This window comes from Pseudomonas antarctica (genome assembly GCF_900624995.1).
Classification (GTDB): Bacteria; Pseudomonadota; Gammaproteobacteria; order Pseudomonadales; family Pseudomonadaceae; genus Aquipseudomonas; species Aquipseudomonas antarctica.
In genome coordinates, this window is the sequence record NZ_UYXQ01000006.1 from 168,765 (window position 1) to 194,888 (window position 26,124).

The window sequence follows — 26,124 nt, forward strand, 5'->3', positions numbered from 1 at the left end:
CATGAGAGCTGCCCTGCAAGACGAACCTGGCGAAGACATCGCCAAAGCCCTCCAAGACGGTTGGCTACCCATTCGCGAAGTGGCGCGCCAGACCGGCGTCAACGCGGTGACCCTGCGCGCCTGGGAACGCCGTTACGGCCTGATCGTGCCTCAGCGCACGCCCAAGGGCCATCGGCTGTTCAGCGCCGAACACGTGCAGCGTATCCACACCATCCTCACTTGGCTGAATCGTGGCGTACCGGTCAGCCAAGTGAAAAGCCTGATCGATTCCGCCCAAGCCAGCCCCGACATCGTCGAAAATGAATGGAACACCCTGCGCCAGACCCTGGTGAGTGCGATCAGCGAGTTGGCCGAACGCCGGGTCGACGACGCGTTTAACCAGGCCATGGCACTGTACCCGCCACGCACACTGTGCGAACAACTGATGCTGCCGCTGCTCAAGGAACTTGAACAGCGGTGGCAGGGCCAGTTCGGCGCGCAGATGGAACGCGTGTTTTTCCTGTCCTGGCTGCGCAGCAAATTCGGCGCGCGCATCTACCACAACAATCGCCAGCTGCAAGGCGCCCCGCTGCTGTTGGTCAACCATTCCGACCTGCCTCTGGAGCCGCATTTGTGGCTCAGCGCCTGGCTCGCCAGCAGCGCCGACTGCCCAGTGGAAGTCTTCGACTGGCCACTGCCGGCCGGTGAACTGGCCCTGGCGGTGGAACACCTGCAACCGCGCGCCGTGTTGCTGTATTCGAGTAAGGCCCTGCATTTGTCAGCACTCGCCAAACTTTTAGGCGGCGTCCGTTGCCCAACCTTGATTGCCGGACCAACGGTATGCATCCACCAGGCCGAGCTGGCCGTATTAATCCGTGACACCCCTGAATTATTCGTGGCCGAAGACCCATTGTCGGCGCACCAGTTACTGATCCAGCGTGGACTTGTTTAAATGCATTTGATCTGGCTGCGCACCGACCTGCGCCTACACGACAACACCGCCCTGGCCGCCGCATGCCAGCGGGGCCCAGTTGCGGCCGTGTACCTGATCAGTCCTGAACAGTGGCTGGCCCACGATGACGCACCGTGCAAAGTCGATTTCTGGCTGCGCAACCTGCAGCACCTGAGCCAGGCGCTGGGCCAACTGAACATTCCCCTGCTGATCCGCACCGCCGCGACCTGGGACCAGGCGCCTGGCGTGCTGAGCACGCTGTGCCGGGAACTCTCGGTTGAGTCGGTGCACGTCAACGAGGAATACGGCATCCACGAACGCCGCCGCGATGTCGCCGTGGCCCAAGCCCTGCAAGCCGACGGCGTGACATTCCACAGTTACCTGGACCAACTGTTTTTCCAACCCGGCAGCGTGCTGACCAAGACCGGCACCTACTTCCAGGTCTTCAGCCAGTTCCGCAAGGTCTGCTACACACGCCTGCACAGTGCCTTGCCGCGATTGGTGGCCACACCAGAAGCTCAAGCAAAACTGGACCTGCAAAGCGACCCCATCCCAGCCAACGTCGAAGGGTTCGAACCACCCAGCGAGACCTTGCGCGCGCTCTGGCCCGCCGGTGAAGACGAAGCCCGCCGCCGCCTCGATGCCTTTGCCGAACAACAAATCAGCTACTACAAGGATGAGCGCGACTTTCCGGCCAAACCTGGCACCAGCCAGCTCTCGGCCTACCTCGCCGCCGGTGTGGTTTCGCCGCGCCAATGCCTGCATGCCGCCTTGCAAACCAACCAGGGCGAGTTCGAAAGCGGCGATATCGGCACCATCACCTGGATCAATGAGCTGCTGTGGCGCGAGTTCTACAAACACATTCTGGTGGGCTACCCACGGGTTTCCCGCCACCGGGCCTTTCGCCCCGAGACCGAAGCAGTGGCCTGGCGCGAAGCGCCGAAGGACCTCGCTGCGTGGCAAGAAGCACGCACCGGCCTGCCGATCATCGACGCGGCCATGCGCCAGTTGCTCGAAACCGGTTGGATGCACAACCGCCTGCGCATGGTGGTGGCGATGTTCCTGACCAAGAACTTGCTGATCGACTGGCGTGAAGGCGAGCGTTTCTTTATGCGCCACTTGATCGACGGCGACCTGGCGGCCAACAACGGGGGCTGGCAGTGGAGCTCTTCCACCGGCACCGACTCGGCGCCGTACTTTCGGATTTTCAGCCCGTTGAGCCAGTCGGAGAAATTCGACAGCGAGGGCGTGTTCATCAAGCACTGGCTACCGGAGTTGGCCGCACTGAATAAAAAGGAAGTGCACAACCCCGAGGCAGTCGGCGGCCTGTTTGGTGTGGCTGACTACCCCCGCGCGATTGTCGACCTGAAAAAATCCCGCGAGCGCGCCCTGGCCGCGTTCCGCAGCCTGCCTTCACGTCAGGAGGTCGCCGAGCATGAGTGACTTTCTGCAACGATTCGCCCAGGCCTTTGCCACGCTGGACAAGCACAACCTGCACCGGCTCGACAGCCTGTACAGCAAAGACATCACCTTCGCCGACCCACTGCATCAAGTGCATGGGCTGCCCGCGTTGCACCGCTACTTCGCCGAGCTTTACGTCAACGTCAGTCAGCTACGCTTCGACTTCCACGGCTTCGACCAAGTGGCTGAAGGCGAAGGGTACCTGCGTTGGAAAATGAGTTTCTGCCACCCACGGCTCAACAGCGGCAAGGTGATCCGCGTGGAAGGCTGTTCGCACCTGATGTGGCGCGACAAGGTGTACCGCCATCGCGATTATTTCGATGCCGGCGCCCTGCTCTATGAACACCTGCCAATACTGGGGCGCGTTGTCAGTTGGCTGAAAAGGAGAATGGGATGAGCCTTACACCTCCCCGCCGTTATTGGTTGACCGGCGCCAGCAGTGGTATCGGCGCCGCGCTGGCTGTTGAATTGCTCAACAGCGGCGCTCACGTTGCGCTCAGCTCGCGCACCAAGGGGCCGCTTGAGGCTCTCGCGCATCGTTATCCAGGGCAAGTGCTGGTGGTGCCCGGTGACCTGACCAACAGCCAGACCGTGCGCGAGATCGGCGAGCATATCGGCGTGGTCTGGGGCTCACTCGACACGGTGATCCTCAACGCCGGCACCTGTGAATACGTGGACGCGCGCCAGTTTGACGCCTCGATTGTCGAGCACGTAGTACGCACCAACTTACTGGCGAGCAGCTATTGCATCGAAGCCGCGTTGCCGCTGCTGCGCAAAGGGCACACGCCGCACCTGGTCGGCGTGGCCAGTGCTGTAACCTACCTGCCGATGCCGCGTGCCGAAGCCTATGGTGCATCCAAAGCCGGGCTGCGCTACCTGTTCGAATCCCTGCGCATCAGCCTGTCACCCGAGAACATCGACGTCACGGTGATCAGCCCGGGCTTTGTCGACACGCCGTTGACCGAACGCAATGACTTCCCCATGCCCTTGAGCTGGTCCGCTGACAAGGCCGCGCGGCATATCTTCGCCAAGCTGGACAAGCGCCCGCTCGAAATTGCCTTCCCCGCTATGTTTATCGCCACCCTGTGGCCGCTGTCGAAGCTGCCCAACCGCGCGCAACTGATCATCGGCAAGCGCATGCTGCGCAGCCCGCCGCCGCACAAGGATGACCTGTGAAGATCGCCATTATCGGCAGCGGCATCGCCGGGCTGACGAGCGCCTACTTGCTCAGCCGCCGCCATGACATCACCGTGTTCGAAGCGGGCGAGCGCATCGGCGGGCATACCCACACGGTCAACGTGACGGTCGAGGGTAAAGGCTATGCGGTGGACACCGGTTTTATCGTATTCAACAACTGGACCTACCCCAACTTCATTAAGCTGCTGGGGCAGATTGGCGTCACCTTCAAACCCACCGAGATGAGCTTTTCGGTGTGCGACCAAAGCGCAGGCTTCGAATACAACGGCAACAACCTCAACAGCCTGTTTGCCCAGCGCCGCAATATTCTCTCGCCGGGGTTCTGGGGCATGTTGCGCGATATTTTGCGCTTCAACCGCCAGGCGCCGCTGGACCTGCAAGAACAGCGCATCAGCGCTGAGATGACCCTGGGTGATTACCTCGAAGCTGGCGGCTACGGCCCACGGTTTATCCGGCATTACATCGTGCCGATGGGCGCGGCGATCTGGTCGATGTCCCTGGCCGACATGCTCGGTTTTCCGTTGCAATTCTTTGTGCGTTTCTTCAAAAACCACGGTTTGCTCTCGGTCAATAACCGGCCGCAATGGTGCGTGATCGAAGGTGGGTCGAGCCGCTACATCGAACCGCTGACGCGCAGCTTTCGCGAGCAGGTGCGTCTCAACTGCCCTGTGCATAACGTTGAGCGCACAGCCGACGGCGTAGTGATCCACAGCGCCGCCGGCAGCGAGGCATTTGATCGTGTGGTGTTCGCCTGCCACAGCGACCAGGCACTGGCGTTACTGGCCGACCCGAGCCAGGCGGAACAGGAAATTCTCGGCGCATTGCCCTACGCCGACAACGATGTGGTGCTGCACACCGACACGCGCTTGCTGCCCGACCGCAAGCTCGCCTGGGCCAGCTGGAATTACCGTTTGACCGGCACCGCGCAGACCCAGGCTGCCGTCACTTACGACATGAACATTCTGCAAGGCATCGACAGCGCCACCACCTTTTGCGTGAGCCTGAACCAGACGCCGATGATCAACCCGCTGAAGATCCTTGCGCGCTACACCTACGCACACCCGCAATACAGCCTCGCGGCGGTCGCCGCCCAAGGGCGCTGGGAAGAGTTGGCCGGTGCGCGCAACACCTTTTATTGTGGCGCCTACTGGGCCAACGGTTTCCATGAAGACGGCGTGGTCAGCGCCTTGCGCGTGGCCCAAGCCTTTGGAGAAACCCTGTGAACAGCGCCCTGTACAGCGGCTGGATCGCCCACCGCCGGTTTGCGCCCAAGGCCCACGCCTTTCGCTACCGCATCGGCTTGCTGTACCTGGACTTAAGCGAACAAGACGAAGTGCTCGGGCTGTCGCCCCTGGCCGGCGCGAGTCGCCTGGCCCCCTTCGGCTTTCGTCAGCAGGATTACCTGCGCGAGTTTACGCGCCACGGCATGACCTTAAGCGATGCCGTGCGCCAAGAAGTCGGCAAGGCGCTGGGGCGTGAGCCTCAGGGCGTTATCTGCCTACTGACCCAGGCCCGCAGTTGGGGCCTGGCTTTTAATCCGGTGAGTTTCTTCTACTGCTTCGAGGCCGATGGGCAACTGGCCGCGATCCTGTGTGAAGTGACCAACACCCCGTGGCGCGAGCGTTATCACTACGTGCTACCGGCCCAAGCGCTCGGCGCGGATGAGCACCAGCACTTCGCCGTGGCGAAGGCCTTCCATGTGTCGCCGTTTTTGCCACGCGACCTGGAATACCGCATGAGCTTCAGCCCGCCCGCCGCCAAGCTCGGCGTGCACATGGCCGATTGGCAGGGCGAGTTGAAAGTCTTCGACGCCACGTTGAGCCTGCATAAAGAAGCGCTGAACCGTGCCAGCCTGCATCGCTACCTGTGGCGTTTCCCGTGGATGACCGCCAAGACCTGCCTGGCGATTTACTGGCAAGCCATGCGCCTATTGCTCAAACGCACACCGATTTTTTCCCATCAGGCCGCCGATGGCGCCTCTCGCACCGCAGTCGGGTATACCAAGGATCGCCGCCATGAAATCCCCTAGCTTATCGGTCAAAACCAACCGCCTGAACGTCAACGGCCTGACCAGCGCACTGTTGCGCAAGGCCGTGCTGCGCCAACTCAGCCAATTGCGTCACGGCCAGCTAGTGGTGATCGAAGAGGGTGAACGCCAGGTGTTCGGCGCCCGTGAGGCGCACCTGCTGGGGGAAATTCAGATCCTCGATTCGGCGGTGTGGGGCTTGGTGGCGGCCAATGGTTCGATTGGCGCCGGCGAGGCGTTCATCCACGGTTACTGGACCACTCCGGACCTGACCTCGGTGGTGCGCGTGATGGTGAGCAACCTGGACGTGCTCGACGCAATGGAAGGTGGCCTGGCGCGCCTGGCACGGCCACTTACCCAAGGCCTGCACTGGCTCAACCGTAATACGCGTAAGGGCTCACAGAAAAACATCGCTGCGCACTACGACCTGGGCAATGACCTGTTCGAAGAGTTCCTCGACCCGACCATGATGTACTCGGCGGCGCAATTCCTGTCGCCCGATGACACCTTGGAACAGGCACAGTTGAACAAGCTGGAACGCATCTGCCAAAAACTCGCACTCAAACCCACCGACCACCTGCTGGAAATTGGCACCGGCTGGGGCAGCATGGCGCTGTATGCAGCGCAGCACTACGGTTGCAAAGTCACCACCACGACCTTGTCCAAAGAGCAGTTCGCTTACACCGAAAAACGTATCGCGGCGTTGGGGCTCAAGGACCAAGTGACCCTGTTGTTGCAGGACTATCGCGATCTGACCGGCGAATACGACAAGCTGGTGTCCATCGAGATGATCGAAGCGGTGGGCCATCGCTTCCTGCCGACCTACTTCAAACAGTGCGCGCACTTGCTCAAGAGCGACGGCCTGATGCTGCTGCAAGCCATCACGATTCGTGAGCAACGTTTTGAGCAGGCCAAGAACAGCGTCGACTTTATCCAACGCTATATTTTCCCCGGTGGCGCCCTGCCGTGCGTGCAGAACATGCTGCATATCGTCAGCCGCGACACCGACATGAACCTGCTGCACATGGAGGATTTCGGCCTGCACTACGCGAAAACCCTGCGCCTGTGGCACGAGAACTTTCGCCGCGCCCATGGCCGTCTTGCAGAGTTGGGCTACGACGAGTACTTCCTGCGCCTGTGGGAATTCTACTTGTGCTACTGCGAAGGTGGGTTCATGGAACGGACGATTGGCACTGCACAGTTACTGCTGGCCAAGCCCGCGGCGATCAACCCGCCTCTGCTCGGGCGTTTCAGTGCTTAAACCGCTGGCGAATGCCGTGCTGTTCCAGTGCGGCTGGTTTGCCTGCGTGCTGGGCGGTGACAGCCGATGGCTGCTGGTGGCGGGCGCAGTGCTGGCTATCCACTTGCTGTGGGTAAGTTCATGGTCTGCGGAGGGGCAAGTGATCCTCGCCGTGACCTTGCTCGGCACGGTAATCGATACTTCGCTGCGCACCTTCGGCGTGTTTCATTTCAGCTTACCGGGGCCGCTGATACCATTCTGGCTGGTGCTGCTGTGGGCGTTGCTCGCCACCACGTTGCGCCATTGCCTGGCCTGGAGCGCGCAGCCCTGGTGGCGCGCCAGCTTATTAGGCGCGGTGGGCGGGCCATTGTCTTATTACGCCGGCAGCCAATTGGCCGGTGTGAGTTTCGGCTACGCCACTGTGCCAACCATGATCGGCCTGGGCCTGCTCTGGGCGATCCTGTTCCCCGTGATGCACTGGATCGCACGGCAACTTGGGCACTGACGTCCGTCAGTGCAATCACACGCCGTTGCCGCGCTTGCCTTACACTGCGCGCCTATGACCAACATCCCTCACACTCAAATCACCGAACCCGTCGTCACCTGCTCGACGTGCGCGGCCTGCTGCTGCCAGCTGGAAGTCATGCTGATCACCGACACCGGCGTGCCGGAACGCTATATCGATACCGACGATTGGGGCGGCGAAGTCATGCTGCGCCTGGATGACGGCTGGTGTGCGGCGCTGGATCGGGACACGATGATGTGCACGATTTACGAGCGACGACCGCTCATCTGCCGGGAGTTCGAGATGGGCGCGCCGGAGTGCTTGACCGAGCGTGAAGGGATTGCGACGGCGTATCGCTGAACCTGAATGTGGCGCTAATCAACTGTGGGAGCTGGCTTGCCTGCGATGCAGACACCTCGGTCTATCGGTTACACCGAAGTGATGCTATCGCAGGCAAGCCAGCTTCCACACTAGTCAGCAGGTGCCTGATGGCTTACAACGGGTAGGTGTAGTGCAACGAGTAACTCTCTACCCCGTCGTTATTGCTGCTGATGCCCGCGTTTGAATAGTGCGTGGCGCGGATGCCCACTTCATGCCCACCGGCAAAGCGCAAACCAAAGCCCAGGCGGTCTTCGAACTGGAAGGCCTGGCCGATATTGTTGTCTTCAACCCGTGTGCGTGAGAACACCGCCACGCCGATCCCCGCTTCGATGTAAGGCCTTACCGACTCGCCGGCAAACTCATACACAAACACCGGCGAGAACGACAGGCTGCTGACACTGGCGCGTTTGTCGCCATCCCAGTAGGTGTAGGCGCCGCTCCAGTAGCCGGTCAGTCGGCCTGTGTCGCTCTGCCACCAGCTTTTATCCCAATCCGACGTTAGCCCCAACCGATAGGTCATGGTCGAATCGCTGGTGCTCCCCACACCCAATTCCAGGCCGGCGGCCTGGGCCGAAACAGAGTGTCCTACCACCACGGCCGCAAACGCAGCCAAACAGAACCAGCGCTTCATAAGAAACAGTCCTTTGAGAACGAAGTTGTATGTTTTTTTACAGACTAACTCGCTATAGAAGCCGACGCAGATCCAGAAGTTCAGCGTCTTATTGCGTTATTTCACAAAATTTTCACGCGTCGAAGCTTCGCACAACTCCAGGATGTTTCCATAGTGTCGGTAGGATATTTCTCAGGTGGCCGACGTGACCGCTGGTCCAGAACTGGACAGGCACAGGATTGCCGGTCGCCAACAGGTCACGCTCGCCCAGCAGACGCATGAGCTGACGCGCCACGGCGGCACCGGTGTCGATCAGGATGATGCTTGGGGGGAGCAGTTGCGCCAGGAGCGGTTTGAGGAAGGGATAGTGGGTGCAGCCGAGAATAATCGTGTCGCAACCGGCGCTGAGCAGCGGCTCGACATAGCCGCGCAACATCTGACGCAGTTCGGGGCTATTGAGGTCGCCACTTTCAATCAACTCCACCAAGCCCGGGCAGGGCTGAGTAATCACGCGCACGTCGGTGGCAAAACGGTCGAGCAAGGCGGCGAACTTGGCGCTTTGCAGAGTGCCGGTGGTGGCGAGCACACCCACCACGCCGCTGCGGGTGGCGGCGGCGGCCGGTTTGACTGCGGGCTCCATGCCCACCAACGGCCAATCGGGGTAGTCCTGGCGCAAATCGGCGACGGCCGCCACGGTCGCGGTGTTGCAGGCAATCACAAAGGCCTTGGCGCCCTGCTCGCGGAAAAACTCGGCAACGCGCCGGGAGCGCTCAAGAATGAATGCCGGGGTTTTCTCGCCATACGGAATATTGCCGCCGTCAGCCACGTACAGCAGCGACTCATGGGGCAATAACTGCTGAATTTCGTCCAGCACGGTCAAGCCGCCGACACCGGAATCAAACACACCGATGGGCGCGCTCTTAACCATGCTGCGTCCCGCAGACGCTGCAGCCAGGGTCGCGCTTGACGCGTAATTCGCGAAAGCGTGTGGTCAACGCATCGATCAACAACAAGCGGCCGACCAATGGCTCACCGAAGCCCGCCAACAGTTTCAAGGCTTCCAGCGCTTGCAGGCTGCCGACCACGCCCACCAATGGGCCAACGACGCCGGCTTCGCTGCAGGTCAGTTCGGTGTCGCTGCCGTGCCCATATAAACAGTGGTAGCACGGGCTGTCGGCGCGGCGCGGGTCGAACACCGACAGTTGGCCCTCAAGGCGAATCGCAGCGCCACTGATCAATGGTTTACCGGCAGCGAAGCAGGCCACGTTGACCGCTTCGCGGGTCGAAAAGTTGTCGCTGCAATCGAGGACCACATCCACCGCGGCTACCGCGGCCGCCAGTGAGTCAGCATCCAGCGCAGTGCGATGGGCGAGCAGTTTGACTTCCGGGTTGATCGCGGTGAGACGACGTAAAGCCGAATCGACTTTGGTCTGCCCGACGCTGTCGGTGTCATGGATGATCTGACGTTGCAGGTTGGTCAGGTCAACGGTGTCGAAGTCAGCCAGATGCAATTCACCCACGCCGGCGGCGGCCAGGTACAGCGCGACAGGTGCGCCGAGACCACCCAGACCGACGATCAGCGCGCGGGCGTTTTTAAGGCGCAACTGGCCGTCGATGTCGACATGCTGCAACAGAATCTGTCGGCTATAGCGCAACAGCTCCTGATCGGTCAGCACGGGCGGCGTCCGAGGGTGATGCGTTCGTGGCCGCCGAGGTCGAGGCGACTGTGTACGGCTTCAAAGCCTTCGTCCAACAACAGATCACGCACGGCCCCAGCCTGATCGTAGCCATGCTCGAGCAACAGCCAAGCGCTGGCATTCAAGTGGGCCGGGGCTTGGGCGATGATCAGGCGCAAATCGTCCAGGCCATCACGGCCCGCCACCAGCGCGCTGGCCGGTTCAAAACGCACATCGCCTGCCACCAGGTGCGGGTCATTGTCGGCAATGTACGGCGGGTTGCTGATGATCAGGTCGAAGCTGTGACCTTGCAGAGCGCTGAACCAATGACTGTTTAGGACCGTGGCGTTTTTCAGGTGCAGCCGCTGGCGATTGCGTTCGGCCAGCGCCACCGCTTCCAACACGCGATCAACCGCGATGACCTGCCAAGCCGGGCGCTCGCTGGCCAAGGCCAGCGCGATGGCGCCGCTGCCGGTGCCCAGGTCAAGAACCTTGGCCGGCGTGCCAGCTAGCAGCTCCAACGCAGCCTCCACTAGCAGCTCGGTTTCCGGACGCGGAATCAGCGTGTGGGGCGCGACCTCCAGGTCCAGCTTCCAGAAGCCCTGCTGCCCGAGGATATACGCCACCGGCTCACCGCCACGGCGGCGTTGCAGATAGTCGGCAAAAGTCAGCGCAGCTTCGCTGCTGACGATTTTTTCCGGCCAGGTGTGCAAATAGCTGCGCGATTTGCCCAAGGCAGCGGCCAGCAACAGTTCCACATCCAGGCGCGCGGTGGGCGAGTCGGGCAGGTCGGCAGCACGCAGGAGGCTGGCAATGATGGTCATTTATTCACCTATCGCCGCCAATTGATCGGCCTGGTACTCGGCGAGCAACGGCTCGATGACCGCGTCAACGCCACCGGCGAGAATCTCGTCGAGGGAATAAAGCGTGAGGTTGACCCGGTGATCGGTGACCCGACCCTGGGCAAAATTGTAGGTACGGATACGCTCGGAACGGTCGCCCGAGCCCACCAGTAACTTACGCTCGCTGGCAATCGCGTTGGCGGCGGCGCTGGTCTGCTGGTCGTTAAGCTTGGCCGACAACCATGACATCGCCCGCGCACGGTTCTTGTGCTGGGAGCGTTCTTCCTGGCACTCCACCACGATGCCCGAAGGCAAGTGCGTGATGCGGATCGCCGAGTCGGTCTTGTTGACGTGCTGACCACCGGCGCCCGATGAGCGGTAGGTGTCGACACGCAAGTCCGCCGGGTTAATCTCGATAGCTTCCTGCTCGTCCGGCTCGGGCAATACGGCCACGGTGCACGCCGAGGTGTGGATACGGCCCTGGGATTCAGTCGCCGGAACGCGCTGCACACGATGCACGCCGGATTCGAACTTGAGCTTGCCGTAGACGTTGTCGCCTTCAACCCGGGCGATGACTTCTTTATAGCCGCCGTGTTCACCGATGTTCTCGGACAGAATTTCGACACGCCAGCCGCGACGCTCGGCAAAACGCGAATACATGCGGAACAGGTCGCCGGAGAAGATCGCCGCTTCGTCGCCACCGGTGCCGGCGCGGATTTCGAGGAAAACGTTGCGCCCATCGTTAGGGTCTTTGGGCAGCAACATGCGTTGCAGGTCGCCTTCCAGCTCAGCCAGTTTTTCCTTGGCTTCGCGGACTTCTTCCACGGCCATTTCGCGCATGTCCGGGTCGCTGTCCTTGAGCAGCGCCTGGGCGCCCTCGAGGTCGGCCTGCACCTTGGTCAGGTGCTTGTAGGTGGCCACAATCGGCTCAACTTCGGCGTATTCCTTGGAATAGGCACGGAACTTGGTCTGATCGGCGATGACTTCGCCATCGCCGAGCAAGGCGGTCAGTTCTTCGAAACGGTCCTGGAGCACGTCCAGTTTATTGAGCAGTGACGCTTTCATTGCGATTTTTTATCCGAAGAGCTATCTGACGCGCCCTCACCGAGGGCAAAGAGTTCCTGGGCCATGGCCAGCGCATCGAGGCGGCCTTCGGCGGTAAGCTTTTTCAACTGAACGCTGGGGGCGTGGAGCAACTTGTTGGTCAAGCCACGTGCCAGTTGCATCAGCACGTCTTCGGCGCTGCTGCCGTTGGCCAGCAAACGCTGGGCTTTGATCAACTCTTCATCGCGCAAGCGTTCACCCTGCTGACGATACGCCTTGAGCACATCGACTGCCGCCAGTTCACGCAAGCGCACCATAAAGTCTTCGGCGCCGACGCTGACCATTTCTTCGGCGGCCTGAGCGGCGCCCTGACGGCTCTTGAGGTTTTCGGCGACTACTTCGTGCAAATCGTCGACGCTATACAGGTAAACGTCGTCCAACTCGCCGACTTCCGGTTCGATGTCCCGGGGAACGGCGATATCCACCATGAAGATCGGTTTGTGCTTGCGCAGCTTCAGCGCGCTCTCGACCGCACCCTTGCCGAGAATCGGCAACTGGCTGGCGGTGGAGCTGATCACGATATCGCTGCGCACCAGTTCGGCCGGAATGTCTGACAGCAACACCGCGTGAGCACCGAACTGTTCGGCCAGGATGCTAGCGCGCTCCAGCGTACGGTTGGCGACCACAATACGCTTCACACCCAACTCATGCAGATGACGGGCGACCAAGGTGATGGTTTCACCAGCGCCGATCAGCAGGGCCTGGCTGCGCTGCAAGTCGCTGAAAATCTGTTTGGCCAGGCTGACGGCGGCAAACGCGACGGACACCGGGTTTTCACCGATGGCCGTGTCGGTGCGCACCTGCTTGGCCGAATTGAAGGTGGCCTGAAACAGTCGGCCCAGCAGTGGCCCGACGGTACCGGCCTCACGCGCCACGGCGTAGGCGGATTTCATTTGGCCGAGGATCTGCGGTTCGCCCAACACCAGCGAGTCGAGCCCTGAGGCGACGCGCATCATGTGACGAACTGCCGCATCCTCTTCGTGCACATAGGCACTGGCGCGCAGGTCATCAAGGTCCAAATGGTGGTAATCGGCCAGCCAGCGCAGCACCACATCCGCGCAAAGATGTTCCTGCTCTATATAAAGCTCACTGCGATTGCAGGTCGAAAGGATCGCAGCTTCGCGGCTGTCGGTGAGCCGGCAGAGCTGCTGCAAGGCCTCAACCAACTGCTCTGGCGTAAACGCCACGCGCTCGCGCACGTCTACAGATGCAGTCTTGTGGTTAATACCGAGTGCGAGGAAGGCCATTCAATATCGCTGATGATGTCGGGAAGCCGACAATTGTCCTACTTCGAAAGACCCAGAACAACCACCGTCGTCTATTGTCCTAGTAGCTTGTGCCTATAAAGGCGCCAACTGAGACTCGGTTATGTTTGGCCGAAGGCTTGTGTCATGATGATCCGACCGCAGGTTAGTCGTCCTCTTCCTATATGAATAGATCTTCCGCGTTGCTCCTTGCTTTTGTCTTCCTCAGCGGCTGCCAGGCCTTGGCACCCGTGTCGCCAGACGGTACGCCGCCGGTCGAAGACAGCACCCCCGCCCCTGAAAAGCCCAAGGTTTATTCCTCGTTCACTGAAGAAACGATCTACAGCCTGCTGACCGCGGAACTCGCCGGCCAGCGCAATCGTTTCGATATTGCCCTGGATAACTACGTGACCCAGGCCATCAATACCCAGGACCCGGGCATTTCGGAGCGCGCGTTTCGCATCGCCGAATACCTGGGCGCTGACCAGGCCGCGCTGGATACCTCACTGATCTGGGCGAAAAACGCGCCGAGTGACCTCGAAGCGCAGCGGGCAGCCGCCATTCAACTGGCGCGCGCGGGGCGCTATGACGACTCCATGGTTTATATGGAGAAAGTCCTGCAGGGCAAGGGCGACACGCATTTCGACTTCCTCGCGCTGTCGGCTGCCGACACCGACCAGGATACGCGCAACGGCCTGATGAAGAGTTTCGACCGCCTGCTGCAAAAACACCCCAAGAACAGCCAACTGATTTTCGGCAAGGCGTTGCTGCTGCAACAGGATGACGAAACCGACGCCGCGCTGAAGCTGCTGGAGCAGAACCCGCCGGAAGACGGTGAGATTGCCCCTATTTTGCTGCGCGCACGCTTGCTGCAGAACCTCAATCGCGGCAAGGAAGCGATTCCGCTGCTGGAAAAAAGCATCAACAAATACCCGGACGACAAGCGTCTGCGCCTGACGTATGCGCGCACGCTGGTTGAGCAGGACCGCATGGAGGACGCCAAAGTGCAGTTCGCCAACCTGGTTCAGCAATACCCGGACGACGATGAATTGCGCTATTCCCTGGCACTCGTGTGCCTGGAAGCCAAGGCCTGGGACGAGGCCAAGGGTTATCTGGAAGAGCTGATCCAACGCGAAAGCCATGTCGATTCGGCGCACCTGAACCTCGGCCGTATCGCTGAAGAGCGTAACGACCCGCAGGCTGCGCTGCTGGAGTACGCCCAGGTCGGCCCCGGCAATGACTACCTGCCGGCCCAATTGCGCCAAGCCGATATCCTGATGAGTAATGGCCGCACCGATGAAGCGGAAAAACGCCTGGCGGCTGCGCGCGATGCAGAACCCGACTACGCAATCCAGCTGTACTTGATTCAGGCCGAAACCTTGTCGGCCAACAAGCAGGGCGAACGCGCCTGGAAGTTGCTGCAGCAAGCCTTGCTGCAATACCCCGACGATTTGAACCTGCTGTACACCCGCGCCATGCAGGCGGAAAAACGCAATGATCTGGCGCAGATGGAAAAAGACCTGCGCCTGATCATCAAACGCGACCCGGACAACGCCATGGCGCTGAACGCCTTGGGCTACACCCTGTCTGACCGTACGACGCGTTACGCCGAAGCCAAGGTGCTGATCGAACAAGCCCACACGCTCAACCCGCAAGACCCGGCCGTACTCGACAGCCTGGGCTGGGTGAATTACCGCTTGGGCAACCTGGACGAAGCCGAACGCTTGTTGCGCCAGGCACTGGAACGCTTCCCCGACCAGGAAGTAGCCGCTCACCTGGGCGAAGTGCTCTGGGCCAATGGCAAACAGCGCGAAGCGCGACAAATCTGGGAGAAGTTCCTCAAGGAACAACCCGACAGCCCCATCCTGCGCGGCACCATCAAGCGCCTGACCGGATCCGAGACCCTTTAAGCTTATGTTCTTGCGCCACGTTATTGTTTTCAGCTTCATCGCCTTGCTCGCCGGTTGCGCGGGTATCGGCAGCCGCGAATCCGTTGAAGGTCAGGGCAACCCGGCGCAATGGAAACAGCACAAGGACCAGCTCAGCAGCATCGACGGCTGGCAGATCGAAGGTAAGGTCGGGGTTCGCGCGCCGAAAGATTCCGGCAGCGGCACCTTGTTCTGGCTGCAACGCCAGGACTATTACGACATTCGCCTGTCCGGCCCACTGGGCCGAGGCGCGGCGCGTCTGACGGGGCGCCCGGGACAAGTGAGCCTGGAAGTGGCCAACCAGGGACGCTATGAAGCGGCGTCGCCGGAAGAATTGCTGGCACAGCAAATGGGCTGGAAGCTGCCGGTTTCGCACCTGGTCTGGTGGGTTCGCGGTTTGCCCGCACCGGACAGCAAAAGCCGTCTGAGCCTCAACGGCGACAGCCGCCTGGCCACCCTGGAGCAGGATGGCTGGCAAGTCGAATACCTCAGCTACGTGCAACAAAGCGGTTATTGGTTGCCCGAGCGCATCAAACTGCACGGCACCGACCTTGACGTCACGCTGGTGATCAAGGACTGGCAACCGCGCAAGCTGGGGCAATAACGTGTCTGTTTTAGAAAAGCGCGGATTAGTCCTGCCCTCCCCGGCTAAACTGAATTTGATGCTGCACATTCTCGGTCGCCGTGAAGACGGCTACCACGAGCTGCAGACACTGTTTCAATTTCTCGACTACGGCGATGAACTGACCTTCGCCGTACGTGACGACGGCGTGATCCGGCTGCATACCGAATTCGAAGGCGTGCCCCACGACAGCAACCTGATTGTCAGGGCCGCGAAAAAAATTCAACAACAATCCGGGTGCCCACTCGGCATCGACATCTGGATCGATAAAGTTTTGCCTATGGGCGGTGGGATCGGTGGCGGCAGTTCAAATGCTGCGACCACACTGCTTGGCCTGAATCATTTATGGCAACTGGGCTGGGACCACGATCGCCTGGCCACGCTGGGACTGACACTGGGCGCCGACGTCCCGGTTTTCGTACGCGGGCACGCCGCTTTTGCCGAGGGCGTGGGCGAGAAACTCACCCCGGAATACCCCGAAGAGCCGTGGTATGTCGTGCTTGTTCCGCAAGTATCTGTAAGTACAGCAGAAATTTTTTCAGATCCACTGTTGACACGTAACTCTCCTCCCATTAAAGTGCGCCCCGTTCCCAAGGGAAACAGTCGAAATGACTGCTTACCGGTTGTCGCAAGGCGTTATCCAGAGGTACGTAACGCTTTGAATTTGTTAGGTAAATTTACCGAAGCAAAATTAACCGGAACTGGAAGTTGTGTGTTTGGGGGCTTCCCAAGCAAAGCTGAAGCTGATAAAGTCTCGGCCCTTCTTACAGAGACCCTTACAGGGTTTGTAGCAAAGGGAAGCAACGTTTCGATGTTGCATCGCAAGCTGCAAAGTCTGCTCTAAAGGAACCGAGTACTGGGTACTCGTTGCAACAGATACAGGGGCGTCGCCAAGCGGTAAGGCAGCAGGTTTTGATCCTGCCATGCGTTGGTTCGAATCCAGCCGCCCCTGCCATTTTCTAATACTCATCCAGGTTACCCTCAGCCTCTAGGTACTGCGCGTGTCCAAGATGATGGTCTTTACGGGGAACGCCAACCCCGATCTGGCTCGACGTGTCGTACGTCAGCTGCATATCCCTCTCGGTGACATCTCTGTCGGTAAATTCTCCGACGGCGAAATTACAGCCGAGATCAATGAAAACGTCCGCGGTAAAGACGTATTCATTATTCAGCCGACTTGCGCTCCGACCAACGATAACCTGATGGAACTCGTCGTGATGGCTGATGCCTTCCGCCGCTCCTCAGCGACTCGAATCACAGCTGTAATCCCCTACTTTGGTTATGCCCGTCAGGATCGCCGTCCGCGTTCCGCACGTGTGGCTATCAGCGCGAAAGTCGTGGCTGATATGCTCACCGTGGTAGGCATTGACCGTGTTCTCACGGTTGACCTGCACGCTGACCAAATCCAGGGGTTCTTCGATATTCCGGTAGATAACATCTACGGCTCCCCAGTATTGGTGGATGACATTGAAGACCAGCGCTTTGAAAACCTGATGATCGTGTCCCCGGACATTGGCGGCGTCGTGCGTGCACGGGCTGTTGCCAAATCCCTGGGCGTTGATCTCGGGATCATCGACAAACGCCGTGAGAAAGCCAATCACTCTGAAGTGATGCATATCATCGGTGATGTCGAAGGGCGTACCTGTATTCTGGTTGATGACATGGTCGACACCGCCGGCACTCTGTGCCACGCGGCAAAAGCCTTGAAAGAGCACGGCGCTGCAAAAGTCTTCGCCTACTGCACACACCCTGTGCTGTCGGGCCGAGCGATCGAGAACATCGAGAACTCCATGCTGGACGAACTGGTGGTGACTAACACCATCCCATTGTCCGCAGCAGCTCAAGCCTGTTCGCGTATCCGTCAACTGGATATCGCACCGGTAGTTGCCGAGGCGGTTCGCCGCATCAGCAACGAAGAATCGATCAGCGCGATGTTCCGTTAAGGGTCAAACCTTACGAAACATCCCACTGACGAAAAGCGCCCCGCCCCAACCTACTGTTGGGGCGGGGCTTTTTTGCCCATATCGCCTTTAGCGCTGGTCGCAAACGCTGGGGCGAATGTGGTTATTTTGGAGATACAACATGAACGAATTTACTTTGAATGCTGAACTGCGTTCCGACCTGGGGAAAGGTGCGAGCCGCCGCCTGCGTCGTCTCGCAAGCCTGGTTCCAGCTGTAGTTTACGGTGGCGAAAAAGCCCCTGAATCCATCAGCATGCTGGCTAAAGAAATCGCCAAACTGCTCGAAAACGACGCGGCTTACAGCCACATCATCGAGCTGAACGTTGGTGGTTCCAAGCAGAACGTCATCATCAAGGCCCTGCAACGTCACCCAGCTAAAGGCCACGTGCTGCACGCTGACTTCGTTCGCGTAGTCGCCGGTCAGAAACTGACCGCTATCGTGCCTGTGCACTTCGTTGGCGAAGCTGCTCCGGTCAAGAAAGGCGGCGAAATCTCGCACGTTGTTGCCGAGATCGAAGTGACCTGCTTGCCGAAAGACCTGCCTGAGTTCATCGAAGTCGACCTGTCGGCTGCTGAAATCGGCGACATCATCCACCTGTCCGACCTCAAAGCCCCTAAAGGCGTTGAGTTTGTCGCACTGGCTCACGGTGATGACAAAGCTGTTGCAAACGTTCACGCTCCACGCGTTGCACCAGAAGCTGAAGAAGGCGCTGCAGAGTAATTCACTCTGTATTGCCGGAGCTTGAGGAAACATCGCGGACCGAAACGTAGCGAGAAAGCGGGCGATAACGCGGCGTTTACTCTTGAGTAAATGATCTTTTGTTGTCCACTTTCGCCGTACGCTGGTTGCGGCGATGTTATCCACAACTCCAAAGGAAGGGCCCCTGTCGTGACTGCCATTAAACTGATCGTTGGCCTGGGAAATCCAGGCGCCGAATACGAACAGACCCGGCATAACGCGGGGGCCCTTTTTGTTGAGCGTATCGCCCACGCCCAAGGTGTAAACCTGGTGGCCGATCGCAAATATTTTGGCCTGACCGCACGCTTTTCGCATCAGGGTCAGGATGTTCGTCTGCTGATTCCCACCACCTACATGAACCGCAGCGGCCAGGCTGTCGCGGCGCTTGCGGGCTTCTTCCGGATCAAACCCGAAGAAATCCTGGTGGCCCATGACGAACTGGACCTGCCACCCGGCGTTGCCAAGCTCAAGCTCGGCGGCGGGCATGGCGGGCACAATGGCCTGCGCGACATCATCGCGCAGTTGGGTAATCAGAATAATTTTTACCGTCTGCGGCTCGGCATTGGCCACCCAGGCGTTGCCAGTATGGTTTCAAATTTCGTCCTGGGTCGTGCGCCACGCGCCGAACAGGAAAAACTCGATGCCAGCATCGACTTTGCCCTCGGCGTGCTGCCGGATATCTTCGCCGGTGAATGGAACCGTGCGATGAAAAACCTGCACAGCCAGAAGGCCTGACTCTTACCGAGGGGAAACACCATGGGATTCAATTGCGGCATCGTCGGCCTGCCCAACGTCGGCAAATCCACCCTGTTCAACGCCTTGACCAAGTCCGGTATTGCGGCGGAGAACTTCCCCTTCTGCACCATCGAACCCAACAGCGGTATCGTGGCCATGCCGGACCCGCGCCTGCAGGAACTGGCGGCTATCGTTAACCCTAAGCGCATCCTGCCGACCACCATGGAGTTCGTCGACATCGCAGGCCTGGTGGCCGGCGCGTCGAAAGGTGAAGGCCTGGGCAACAAGTTCCTGGCCAACATCCGTGAGACCGATGCCATCGCCCACGTGGTCCGCTGCTTTGAAGACGAGAACGTGATTCACGTTTCCAACAGCGTCGACCCGAAACGCGACATCGAGATCATCGACCTGGAACTGATCTTCGCCGACCTCGACAGCTGCGAAAAGCAGTTGCAGAAAGTCGCGCGTAACGCCAAGGGCGGCGACAAGGATGCAGTGGTACAGAAAGGCCTGCTGGAGCAGCTCATCGCTCACTTCACCTCTGGCAAGCCAGCGCGCAGCCTGATGAAGAGCATGAATGCCGACGAAAAAGCGGTGATCAAAGGCTTCCACCTGCTGACCACCAAGCCAGTGATGTACATCGCCAACGTCGCTGAAGACGGTTTCGAGAACAACCCATTGCTCGACGTGGTCAAGGCCATCGCCGAGGAAGAAGGCGCGATCGTGGTGCCGGTGTGCAACAAGATCGAAGCAGAAATTGCCGAACTGGATGATGGCGAAGAGAAAGACATGTTCCTCGAGGCCCTGGGCCTGGAAGAGCCTGGCTTGAACCGCGTGATCCGCGCTGGCTACGAAATGCTGCACCTGCAGACCTACTTCACCGCCGGAGTGGAAGAAGTCCGCGCCTGGACCGTAAAAGTCGGCGCCACTGCGCCACAGGCTGCCGGCGTGATCCACACCGACTTCGAGAAAGGCTTCATCCGTGCCGAAGTCATCGCCTACAACGACTTCATCCAATACAAGGGCGAAGCCGGTACCAAGGAAGCCGGTAAATGGCGCTTGGAAGGCAAGGAATACATCGTCAAAGACGGCGATGTGATGCACTTCCGTTTCAACGTATAAGTAACGCCTGCGGTTGTCACCGCAAACAAAAAGCCGATGCATTGCATCGGCTTTTTTGTGGGCGACTGTTTCAGCCAAACAGCACCATTTACATCCAACCGACTCATCCTTTAAGACTTTCCTTATTAACCCTCCAACCTTTACCGTATAAACACTTGAGACAGATACCCCCCAAACATAACTAATTTCTCCTACACCATCCGCGCAAGTTCCTACTTTAAGATAAGCATATAAAATCTATAATCTCGTACTGCTGACCGCTTCCTGAATACTACACAGTGATAATGGAGCACCTACTTGATGTCGGACTCCTACCCCAGGGAAATTGAAACGGACCTTTCAATCATTGAAGGGTCAGACATTGAAAGCACGCTTAACAGCACCGCATCCCTCAATATTGACATCCTGCTGCTCGGCGAGACCGGCACAGGCAAAGATACCTTGGCCCAACGGGTTCATCGTCTATCGGGGCGAAAAGGTAACTTCGTTGCTGTGAACTGTGCGGCCATCCCGGAAAGCCTCGCGGAAAGCCAATTGTTCGGCGTAAACAGCGGCGCCTTTACCGGGGCCATGCAGTCGCGGGCAGGCTTTGTCGAAGCCGCTCATCTGGGCACCTTGTACCTCGATGAGATCGACAGCATGCCATTAAACCTGCAAGCCAAACTACTTCGGGTGCTGGAGTCGCGCGGGGTGGAACGATTGGGTTCAACCCGCTTTATCCCGGTAGATATGCGCGTCATTGCGTCGGCGCAGCAGTCACTGCACCAAATGGTCGAGCAGGGCACCTTCCGGCGCGACTTGTACTTTCGCCTGAACGTCGTCAGCCTCCAACTCCCCGCCCTGCGGGACCAAAGAGAGCGGATTATTCCCTTGTTCCTGGCGATGGTCCAACAAGAAGCGAGCCATTTCAAATGCCCTGCCCCGACCCCGCCTGGCGAGTTGTTGCAACAGCTGTTGTGTCACTCTTGGTTGGGCAACGTGCGTGAGCTACGTTCGACAGCCAAACGTTTCGTACTGGGCCTACCACCGCTTTCACTGCCTCTGAGCAACCAGCAACACAGCGAAATGAGCCTGAAAGCACGCTTGCAGCAAATTGAAAAGGCACTGATTGAAGAGTCGCTGCGCCGTAACGAGCACTGTGTAGATAGCGTGGCTGTTGAGCTGAAGGTCGCCAAGCGCACTCTCTATTACCGGATGAAACAACTCGAAGTACAGCTGGCACAAAGCGCTTGGACGTAACGCCGGAAATTGCCTACTGCACCTCCTGTTACGTCATGCCGAAAGAAAAATATCACGAAATAATTATACACAACCCTCCTCCGTCAGAATTGGAACGCTTTATATCTTGTAGGCCACATATTCAATGAGCGATTTCAATGTCGCTCATAAACGACCGATAGCGATCAGCCGCTATCCAATCTTATTTAAAGTTCAAGAGGTGAATCATGGCACTAGGTGGCGTAGGTAGCAGCCCACAAGACGCAGCTGCAAAAGCAATCCAAGAACAAAAGGGTTGGGATGGCGTAGAAAAAACCGAGGAGGATCGAAAAATCGCTAAACAGAACGCATCGATGGCCAACTCCAAAGCTGTACGTTACTAAGTAGTTCAAGCCTTCTCAACTCACAGGTTGAGGGGGCTTTTACTTAACGTGGGTCAACACATTTAATACTTTCGAAAGAGGGACATATGCTCATCACCCACGCAGACTTCGCAACGAACGCAAAGATCAACACAGGGTCGGATACGCCTGTTGAGAGTCATCGCTCTTCTGACCTCAATTTTTTCCAGGCCGAAATGAGCAAGACCGATCAGCCCGATAAAAGAAGCCCACGCGCCGTAGCCTCTACCGACTCAGTCTGGGGCGCTAGTGAGTCGACGGCAACATCGACGCGTCTCTCCAAAGGGTTTCGGGACGCTAGCAAGAACAAGCGTATGAGCGAGCTCCCCCAATTGCTTGCCGAATCGCATGTCAATGTGATCTCGCAAGTCAAAGTAGTCGGCGCAATCGCAAAAGCCTGCGATAAAATTTCAACCATGGGGTAGATGCATGTACCGCCGCCTAAGCACCCTGTTATTTTTTTCATTGGCGCTGTTGCTCACCGGCTGCGGTGAAAGTGTAGAACTCCATCGCAATATTTCCGAACAGGAAGCCAATGAAGTCATCGCGGAACTGGCAGACAAGCAGATCCGTGCCCAAAAGATTCCGGGAAAAGACGGCGTCGCTGTGCGCGTTAAAGCAAGTGACATCAATCGAGCCGTTCGTACCCTGGACGCTGCTGGGCTGCCCAAGGTTGCACGCTCGACCTTAGGGGAGATCTTTCGCAAGGAGGGGGTCATCTCTACCCCACTTGAAGAGCGCGCGCGCTACATCTATGCACTGTCACAAGAGCTGGAGGCGACCTTATCTAATATAGACGGTGTACTCGTCGCACGGGTACACGTGGTGTTGCCTGAGCGGATAGCACCCGGAGAGCCCGTACAACCGGCATCCGCCTCTATATTCATCAAGCACGACCCGCGGCTGGACCCTGACAATATCAATGCGCGAGTGCGCAGGTTGGTGGCCAGCAGTATCCCCGGCATGGCCTCAGCGATAGACAACACAACAAAGCTGACCGTCGTTTTCGTACCGGCCACGGCCTACATAGAAAAACAACAGCTTGCCTACTTCGGCCCTTTCCTGGTGCCAGAACAAGACCTCGGTATCTGGCTTATCAGCACTTTCGTGCCGGTGCTCGCGCTCTTGCTGGGTGCCGGTGCTTGGCTGGTCTGGCGCCGCAGGGTAAAGCTCGCTTCGGCACCAGCGCCTGAGATAGCACACGTTAATGAGTGATGATCTTAGCTGGGTGACATGGTGGGCCCGCCCATGGGAGAGCGCCCACATCGACTGGCTTACGCTAACGGGTTTTATAGATACAGCGGCGCTTTCTCGCAGCCATCATGTCCGGGCGAGCAACCTGTTCGGCATCAAACCTGAACTTCCCCCGCCCATGTCTGCGGCCTTGCTGCAACTGGTGATGACAAGCTCGCAACAACAAGACCTCATACTCGCACTCGTCAATGAGGTCTACAACGCGCCGCACGACAGTCGATTGAGTCAAGCACAGCTTCTTTGGTGCCAGCGCTTGGCCAAGGCGCTGCCACCCGGCCCAACACCGTTGAGCATTGACGACCCCTTGCACTATCTGCGCGCGTGGGTCCCACCCGCTATATGGCAGCGCCTGCGCTTGAGCTTTGCCCGCCAGAGGGTGCTTGAATTAGAGCAGTACCCAAAGCTGGGGGACACTCAAGGCCGCCTGGACATTCTGTGGCAAGCCGCTATTTGGCGTGCAACCTCTACCTCCATAGATGATGCGCTGCGCGCCTCTCGCGAGATATCCAACCATGTTTTGCACCCAGAGAATTGAGCTGCACGCCCGCTCTCACGACCTGTCGACAGCCCTGATTCCTCGGGAGATGCTTGCCGAATATACCCAGGCCCGTCACATCCTTGAACAAGCCGAAACCCAAGCAGAGGCGCTGATACGTCAAGCCGAAAGCCAGTGCGAGAACATACTGGAAAGTGCAAGTAATGAGTTCTGGCAGCGTGCCAATGCCCAACTTCATCGCTGGGAGTCAGAGCGACAAGCGATGTTCGATCAATTGGAAACTGCCGCCAGCTCAGTCATCAACACAGCTATCCGAAGCTTGCTGGAAGAGACCGTACCCGCTCAACGCCTTACTGTACTGCTCAATAAGCTGTTAGCGGCCCAATTCCCAACTGTCGAGGCGAACTTACTGTGTAACCCCTCGGACCGCGAACATGTCGAGCAATGGTTGAGCAGACACTGCAATGTGCCATGGGCACTGCGCGTCGAGGACGGGCTCGCCGCGAGGTCGCTGATTCTTGAAACAGAAGATGGCGGGTTTCACATCAACTGGACTGATGCCGTCGACAACCTGGTGATCATCCCCCCCGAAGGTCGGTACAAGTAACAACGCTTTTATTTTTTTCTAACAAATTAATCCGTGGAGGGAACTGGTCATCCATCAGGTGCCACATAGGAGTAGACCCCCACTGGAGTTAATGCGATGAATAGTGACGCCCGCTTTCTTAATAGTATCTACAGGCAGCAAGCCCGTTCCGATAGAGTGTCCAAAGAAATCGATGAGGACATTTCAAACGGGGGGGGAGAAGAAGAGCTCTCAAGGGTCTTCGACAAACTTGTGCAAGCGAAGATGAACGACAGTGTCAACTATACGGTGGCCGGGGCCTACGTCAGCTACCAGCACGAAACGTTTAAAAGCGCCATAAATGTCGTTTAGTGACTCACAGCACTATCTGGCTGACTGTTTGAGTGGTCGCAGACCGCGCTTTCAGCTGTTCGAACAGGATGACAAGGTCAACGTACGTTGCTACGCACCCAACTGCCCCGTCCAAACCAAAAAACTCCGTTGCCGTTGTGGTGTCATCTCGTTCAGTCCCGCCTGGCGCATGTCCAAGGCGCACGTGTCTTAGCGCCAGGCGCGGGTCACCTCTGGCCCGTGTAATGCCCGCCAAGAAACTTCAGGCTGGAGTACCTGTTGAATGTCGTGGAAGCCCTTTTCAACCAACGCGAAGCCTGGCGTGGCGTAACTGCGCGCCTGACTAAGGCTGGGTGCGATTTGCAGCCCACTCCCCTACGTAAGCTACCGCACTGAAACAGAGAACTTGTCATGTATAGCAAGATCAACAAGCACCAAGGCTTGCGCTTAAACTCGCCTGCCGCCCTGGTAAAACGCGCTCACTGGCGCTGTTTGCTCGCGCTGCCCTTGTTGTTGGCGCCGCTGCACAGCACCCTAGCCGCCATTCCCTCCGAGTGGAAAAATACCGCCTACGCCTATGAGGCTGAGCATAAGCCCCTACGCGATGTATTGGAGGATTTTGCGCAGACGTTTGGCACCCAACTGCAAGTGGACGGCCTCCTGGACGGGACGGTCAATGGCAAGATACGCGCCAATACCCCCCAGTCAATGCTCGACAGGTTGGCGGTGGAACACCGTTTCCAGTGGTACCTGTACAACAATACCCTCTATATCAGCACTCTCGATCTGCAAGAGTCTGCACGCCTGGAGGTCTCTTCCGAGACCGTCGCGGACCTCAAGCGGGCCCTGACCGATATCGGCTTGCTCGATAGCCGTTTCGGCTGGGGTGAACTGCCTGATGATGGGGTTGTGCTGGTCTCTGGTCCCAGGCGCTACATCGAACAGGTCAAGCAATTCAGCAGCCAGCGTAAAACACCCGACGAGAAGCAGAGCGTGCTCAGCTACCCGCTGAAATTCGCCAACGCAGGGGATCGCCAGATAGATTATCGCGGCGACAAAATAACCATCCCAGGCGTTACCAGCATGCTGCGTGGATTATTGGAGCCTCGGTCAGCCTCCTCCCTTTCGACAACGCCTCCAAGCCGCTCACAGCCCTCTCCCATCACACCCAACTTTCCCCGGTTGAACAACCCACTATTGGGGCAAATGCTTGGGCAGACAGCGAACCAGGGGCAGTTGGAAACCGGCGCGACACTCACCCCACGAGTACCGGTGTCTGCCGGCAGAATCCGCGTCGAAGCCGATGTGCGCAACAACGCCGTATTGATCTATGACCTTCCGGAACGGCAGGCGATGTACCGCGAGCTGATTACTCAGCTCGACGTGGCGCGCAAAATGGTGGAAATCGATGCAATCATTCTTGATAACGAACGCACTCAACTGCGCGAATTCGGCGTCAATTGGGGCAACAGTAGATTCAGTAGCGACACACGAATGGCGCCGGGGAGTGGATGG

At 58.6% G+C, this 26,124-nt stretch carries 29 protein-coding genes and 1 tRNA gene; 24 read left to right on the forward strand and 6 right to left on the reverse strand.

Features of this window, described 5'->3' with window-relative positions; genetic code table 11:
• Position 1 precedes the first annotated feature (1 nt).
• From E0F99_RS06990 to E0F99_RS07030, 9 genes are read left to right on the forward strand one after another with little or no spacing between them, the layout of a single operon-like run.
• Complete coding sequence (locus E0F99_RS06990; RefSeq protein ID WP_083360239.1) at positions 2 to 931, forward strand: MerR family transcriptional regulator; 930 nt, start codon at positions 2 to 4, stop codon at positions 929 to 931.
• Positions 932 to 2,374 carry a deoxyribodipyrimidine photo-lyase gene (gene phrB / locus E0F99_RS06995; protein WP_083360240.1) on the forward strand — a complete coding sequence of 481 codons (1,443 nt, stop codon included), beginning with the start codon at positions 932 to 934 and terminating at the stop codon, positions 2,372 to 2,374.
• Positions 2,367 to 2,789 carry a nuclear transport factor 2 family protein gene (locus E0F99_RS07000; protein ID WP_083360241.1) on the forward strand — a complete coding sequence of 141 codons (423 nt, stop codon included), beginning with the start codon at positions 2,367 to 2,369 and terminating at the stop codon, positions 2,787 to 2,789. Before phrB ends, E0F99_RS07000 begins: the two co-directional genes overlap by 8 nt.
• Positions 2,786 to 3,568: an SDR family NAD(P)-dependent oxidoreductase gene (locus E0F99_RS07005; protein WP_083360242.1), complete on the forward strand. Its 783-nt coding sequence runs from the start codon at positions 2,786 to 2,788 to the stop codon at positions 3,566 to 3,568. The genes E0F99_RS07000 and E0F99_RS07005 overlap by 4 nt, the downstream gene beginning before the upstream one ends.
• On the forward strand, positions 3,565 to 4,812 hold the full coding sequence (locus E0F99_RS07010) for an NAD(P)/FAD-dependent oxidoreductase (protein ID WP_083360243.1): 1,248 nt from the start codon (positions 3,565 to 3,567) through the stop codon (positions 4,810 to 4,812). Before E0F99_RS07005 ends, E0F99_RS07010 begins: the two co-directional genes overlap by 4 nt.
• Positions 4,809 to 5,618 (forward strand): DUF1365 domain-containing protein, encoded by an 810-nt coding sequence (locus E0F99_RS07015; RefSeq protein WP_083360244.1) that lies wholly within the window; start codon positions 4,809 to 4,811, stop codon positions 5,616 to 5,618. The genes E0F99_RS07010 and E0F99_RS07015 overlap by 4 nt, the downstream gene beginning before the upstream one ends.
• Positions 5,605 to 6,876, forward strand: coding sequence for an SAM-dependent methyltransferase (locus E0F99_RS07020; protein WP_083360245.1), 1,272 nt, complete (start codon positions 5,605 to 5,607; stop codon positions 6,874 to 6,876). Before E0F99_RS07015 ends, E0F99_RS07020 begins: the two co-directional genes overlap by 14 nt.
• On the forward strand, positions 6,869 to 7,360 hold the full coding sequence (locus tag E0F99_RS07025) for a DUF2878 domain-containing protein (protein WP_083360246.1): 492 nt from the start codon (positions 6,869 to 6,871) through the stop codon (positions 7,358 to 7,360). The genes E0F99_RS07020 and E0F99_RS07025 overlap by 8 nt, the downstream gene beginning before the upstream one ends.
• A gap of 54 nt (positions 7,361 to 7,414) precedes the next feature.
• A complete protein-coding gene (locus E0F99_RS07030; protein ID WP_047543652.1) occupies positions 7,415 to 7,720 on the forward strand; it encodes a YkgJ family cysteine cluster protein in 306 nt (101 codons plus the stop codon).
• 133 nt (positions 7,721 to 7,853) lie between these two features.
• On the opposite strand, the gene E0F99_RS07035 is transcribed toward E0F99_RS07030, so the two are convergent.
• From E0F99_RS07035 to hemA, 6 genes are all read right to left on the reverse strand, one after another.
• Positions 7,854 to 8,372 carry an acyloxyacyl hydrolase gene (locus E0F99_RS07035; RefSeq protein WP_083360247.1) on the reverse strand — a complete coding sequence of 173 codons (519 nt, stop codon included), beginning with the start codon at positions 8,370 to 8,372 and terminating at the stop codon, positions 7,854 to 7,856.
• Positions 8,373 to 8,484: 112 nt separating this feature from the next.
• The gene (gene murI / locus E0F99_RS07040; protein ID WP_083360248.1) at positions 8,485 to 9,279 is read right to left on the reverse strand and encodes a glutamate racemase; all 795 of its coding nucleotides are present in this window, start codon (positions 9,277 to 9,279) and stop codon (positions 8,485 to 8,487) included.
• The gene (locus tag E0F99_RS07045) at positions 9,272 to 10,027 is read right to left on the reverse strand and encodes a molybdopterin-synthase adenylyltransferase MoeB (protein WP_083360249.1); all 756 of its coding nucleotides are present in this window, start codon (positions 10,025 to 10,027) and stop codon (positions 9,272 to 9,274) included. Before E0F99_RS07045 ends, murI begins: the two co-directional genes overlap by 8 nt.
• The gene (prmC, locus tag E0F99_RS07050; protein ID WP_083360250.1) at positions 10,021 to 10,851 is read right to left on the reverse strand and encodes a peptide chain release factor N(5)-glutamine methyltransferase; all 831 of its coding nucleotides are present in this window, start codon (positions 10,849 to 10,851) and stop codon (positions 10,021 to 10,023) included. Before prmC ends, E0F99_RS07045 begins: the two co-directional genes overlap by 7 nt.
• Entirely contained in the window at positions 10,852 to 11,934 is a 1,083-nt protein-coding gene (gene prfA / locus E0F99_RS07055) for a peptide chain release factor 1 (RefSeq protein ID WP_083360251.1), read from the reverse strand. It lies immediately after the preceding gene.
• Positions 11,931 to 13,220 carry a glutamyl-tRNA reductase gene (gene hemA / locus E0F99_RS07060; RefSeq protein WP_083360252.1) on the reverse strand — a complete coding sequence of 430 codons (1,290 nt, stop codon included), beginning with the start codon at positions 13,218 to 13,220 and terminating at the stop codon, positions 11,931 to 11,933. Before hemA ends, prfA begins: the two co-directional genes overlap by 4 nt.
• A 182-nt stretch (positions 13,221 to 13,402) precedes the next feature.
• Here hemA and E0F99_RS07065 point away from each other — a divergent pair, with 182 nt between their 5' ends.
• From E0F99_RS07065 to E0F99_RS07135, 15 genes are all read left to right on the forward strand, one after another.
• Positions 13,403 to 15,127 (forward strand): tetratricopeptide repeat protein, encoded by a 1,725-nt coding sequence (locus E0F99_RS07065; protein ID WP_083360253.1) that lies wholly within the window; start codon positions 13,403 to 13,405, stop codon positions 15,125 to 15,127.
• 4 nt (positions 15,128 to 15,131) lie between these two features.
• Entirely contained in the window at positions 15,132 to 15,749 is a 618-nt protein-coding gene (lolB, locus tag E0F99_RS07070) for a lipoprotein insertase outer membrane protein LolB (protein WP_083360254.1), read from the forward strand.
• Positions 15,750 to 15,807: 58 nt separating this feature from the next.
• Positions 15,808 to 16,611 carry a 4-(cytidine 5'-diphospho)-2-C-methyl-D-erythritol kinase gene (gene ispE / locus E0F99_RS07075; protein WP_083360255.1) on the forward strand — a complete coding sequence of 268 codons (804 nt, stop codon included), beginning with the start codon at positions 15,808 to 15,810 and terminating at the stop codon, positions 16,609 to 16,611.
• Between the two features lie 36 nt (positions 16,612 to 16,647).
• Positions 16,648 to 16,722, forward strand: a tRNA-Gln gene (locus E0F99_RS07080).
• A gap of 46 nt (positions 16,723 to 16,768) precedes the next feature.
• On the forward strand, positions 16,769 to 17,710 hold the full coding sequence (locus E0F99_RS07085; protein WP_003208392.1) for a ribose-phosphate pyrophosphokinase: 942 nt from the start codon (positions 16,769 to 16,771) through the stop codon (positions 17,708 to 17,710).
• Between the two features lie 139 nt (positions 17,711 to 17,849).
• Positions 17,850 to 18,449, forward strand: coding sequence for a 50S ribosomal protein L25/general stress protein Ctc (locus E0F99_RS07090; protein WP_083360256.1), 600 nt, complete (start codon positions 17,850 to 17,852; stop codon positions 18,447 to 18,449).
• A gap of 168 nt (positions 18,450 to 18,617) precedes the next feature.
• Positions 18,618 to 19,202 carry an aminoacyl-tRNA hydrolase gene (pth, locus tag E0F99_RS07095; protein ID WP_083360257.1) on the forward strand — a complete coding sequence of 195 codons (585 nt, stop codon included), beginning with the start codon at positions 18,618 to 18,620 and terminating at the stop codon, positions 19,200 to 19,202.
• Between the two features lie 21 nt (positions 19,203 to 19,223).
• A complete protein-coding gene (gene ychF / locus E0F99_RS07100; RefSeq protein ID WP_083360258.1) occupies positions 19,224 to 20,324 on the forward strand; it encodes a redox-regulated ATPase YchF in 1,101 nt (366 codons plus the stop codon).
• A 300-nt stretch (positions 20,325 to 20,624) separates the two neighbouring features.
• Entirely contained in the window at positions 20,625 to 21,563 is a 939-nt protein-coding gene (locus E0F99_RS07105) for a sigma 54-interacting transcriptional regulator (RefSeq protein WP_083360259.1), read from the forward strand.
• A gap of 448 nt (positions 21,564 to 22,011) precedes the next feature.
• Entirely contained in the window at positions 22,012 to 22,368 is a 357-nt protein-coding gene (locus E0F99_RS07110) for a hypothetical protein (protein ID WP_083360260.1), read from the forward strand.
• Positions 22,369 to 22,372: 4 nt separating this feature from the next.
• On the forward strand, positions 22,373 to 23,158 hold the full coding sequence (gene sctJ, locus E0F99_RS07115; RefSeq protein ID WP_083360261.1) for a type III secretion system inner membrane ring lipoprotein SctJ: 786 nt from the start codon (positions 22,373 to 22,375) through the stop codon (positions 23,156 to 23,158).
• Positions 23,151 to 23,732, forward strand: coding sequence for a type III secretion protein (locus E0F99_RS30380; protein ID WP_083360262.1), 582 nt, complete (start codon positions 23,151 to 23,153; stop codon positions 23,730 to 23,732). Before sctJ ends, E0F99_RS30380 begins: the two co-directional genes overlap by 8 nt.
• Entirely contained in the window at positions 23,710 to 24,300 is a 591-nt protein-coding gene (gene sctL, locus E0F99_RS07125; protein ID WP_083360263.1) for a type III secretion system stator protein SctL, read from the forward strand. Before E0F99_RS30380 ends, sctL begins: the two co-directional genes overlap by 23 nt.
• Positions 24,301 to 24,396: 96 nt before the next feature.
• Positions 24,397 to 24,630: a hypothetical protein gene (locus E0F99_RS07130; RefSeq protein ID WP_083360264.1), complete on the forward strand. Its 234-nt coding sequence runs from the start codon at positions 24,397 to 24,399 to the stop codon at positions 24,628 to 24,630.
• 390 nt (positions 24,631 to 25,020) lie between these two features.
• Positions 25,021 to 26,124: secretin N-terminal domain-containing protein (locus E0F99_RS07135; protein WP_278045758.1), on the forward strand; the 1,104-nt coding region annotated here is incomplete at its 3' end.

Bases quoted from the DNA above. Each gene is read 5' to 3' on its own strand.
- E0F99_RS07110 (WP_083360260.1), top strand. From the start codon at position 22,012: ATGCTCATCACCCACGCAGACTTCGCAACGAACGCAAAGATCAACACA.
- ychF (WP_083360258.1), top strand. From the start codon at position 19,224: ATGGGATTCAATTGCGGCATCGTCGGCCTGCCCAACGTCGGCAAATCC.
- phrB (WP_083360240.1), top strand. From the start codon at position 932: ATGCATTTGATCTGGCTGCGCACCGACCTGCGCCTACACGACAACACC.
- E0F99_RS07020 (WP_083360245.1), top strand. From the start codon at position 5,605: ATGAAATCCCCTAGCTTATCGGTCAAAACCAACCGCCTGAACGTCAAC.
- E0F99_RS07105 (WP_083360259.1), top strand. From the start codon at position 20,625: ATGTCGGACTCCTACCCCAGGGAAATTGAAACGGACCTTTCAATCATT.
- E0F99_RS07090 (WP_083360256.1), top strand. From the start codon at position 17,850: ATGAACGAATTTACTTTGAATGCTGAACTGCGTTCCGACCTGGGGAAA.
- E0F99_RS07005 (WP_083360242.1), top strand. From the start codon at position 2,786: ATGAGCCTTACACCTCCCCGCCGTTATTGGTTGACCGGCGCCAGCAGT.
- prmC (WP_083360250.1), bottom strand. From the start codon at position 10,851: ATGACCATCATTGCCAGCCTCCTGCGTGCTGCCGACCTGCCCGACTCG.
- E0F99_RS07065 (WP_083360253.1), top strand. From the start codon at position 13,403: ATGAATAGATCTTCCGCGTTGCTCCTTGCTTTTGTCTTCCTCAGCGGC.
- E0F99_RS07035 (WP_083360247.1), bottom strand. From the start codon at position 8,372: ATGAAGCGCTGGTTCTGTTTGGCTGCGTTTGCGGCCGTGGTGGTAGGA.
- hemA (WP_083360252.1), bottom strand. From the start codon at position 13,220: ATGGCCTTCCTCGCACTCGGTATTAACCACAAGACTGCATCTGTAGAC.
- lolB (WP_083360254.1), top strand. From the start codon at position 15,132: ATGTTCTTGCGCCACGTTATTGTTTTCAGCTTCATCGCCTTGCTCGCC.
- ispE (WP_083360255.1), top strand. From the start codon at position 15,808: ATGCTGCACATTCTCGGTCGCCGTGAAGACGGCTACCACGAGCTGCAG.
- E0F99_RS06990 (WP_083360239.1), top strand. From the start codon at position 2: ATGAGAGCTGCCCTGCAAGACGAACCTGGCGAAGACATCGCCAAAGCC.
- sctJ (WP_083360261.1), top strand. From the start codon at position 22,373: ATGTACCGCCGCCTAAGCACCCTGTTATTTTTTTCATTGGCGCTGTTG.
- sctL (WP_083360263.1), top strand. From the start codon at position 23,710: ATGTTTTGCACCCAGAGAATTGAGCTGCACGCCCGCTCTCACGACCTG.
- E0F99_RS30380 (WP_083360262.1), top strand. From the start codon at position 23,151: ATGAGTGATGATCTTAGCTGGGTGACATGGTGGGCCCGCCCATGGGAG.
- E0F99_RS07000 (WP_083360241.1), top strand. From the start codon at position 2,367: ATGAGTGACTTTCTGCAACGATTCGCCCAGGCCTTTGCCACGCTGGAC.
- murI (WP_083360248.1), bottom strand. From the start codon at position 9,279: ATGGTTAAGAGCGCGCCCATCGGTGTGTTTGATTCCGGTGTCGGCGGC.
- E0F99_RS07030 (WP_047543652.1), top strand. From the start codon at position 7,415: ATGACCAACATCCCTCACACTCAAATCACCGAACCCGTCGTCACCTGC.
- E0F99_RS07130 (WP_083360264.1), top strand. From the start codon at position 24,397: ATGAATAGTGACGCCCGCTTTCTTAATAGTATCTACAGGCAGCAAGCC.
- prfA (WP_083360251.1), bottom strand. From the start codon at position 11,934: ATGAAAGCGTCACTGCTCAATAAACTGGACGTGCTCCAGGACCGTTTC.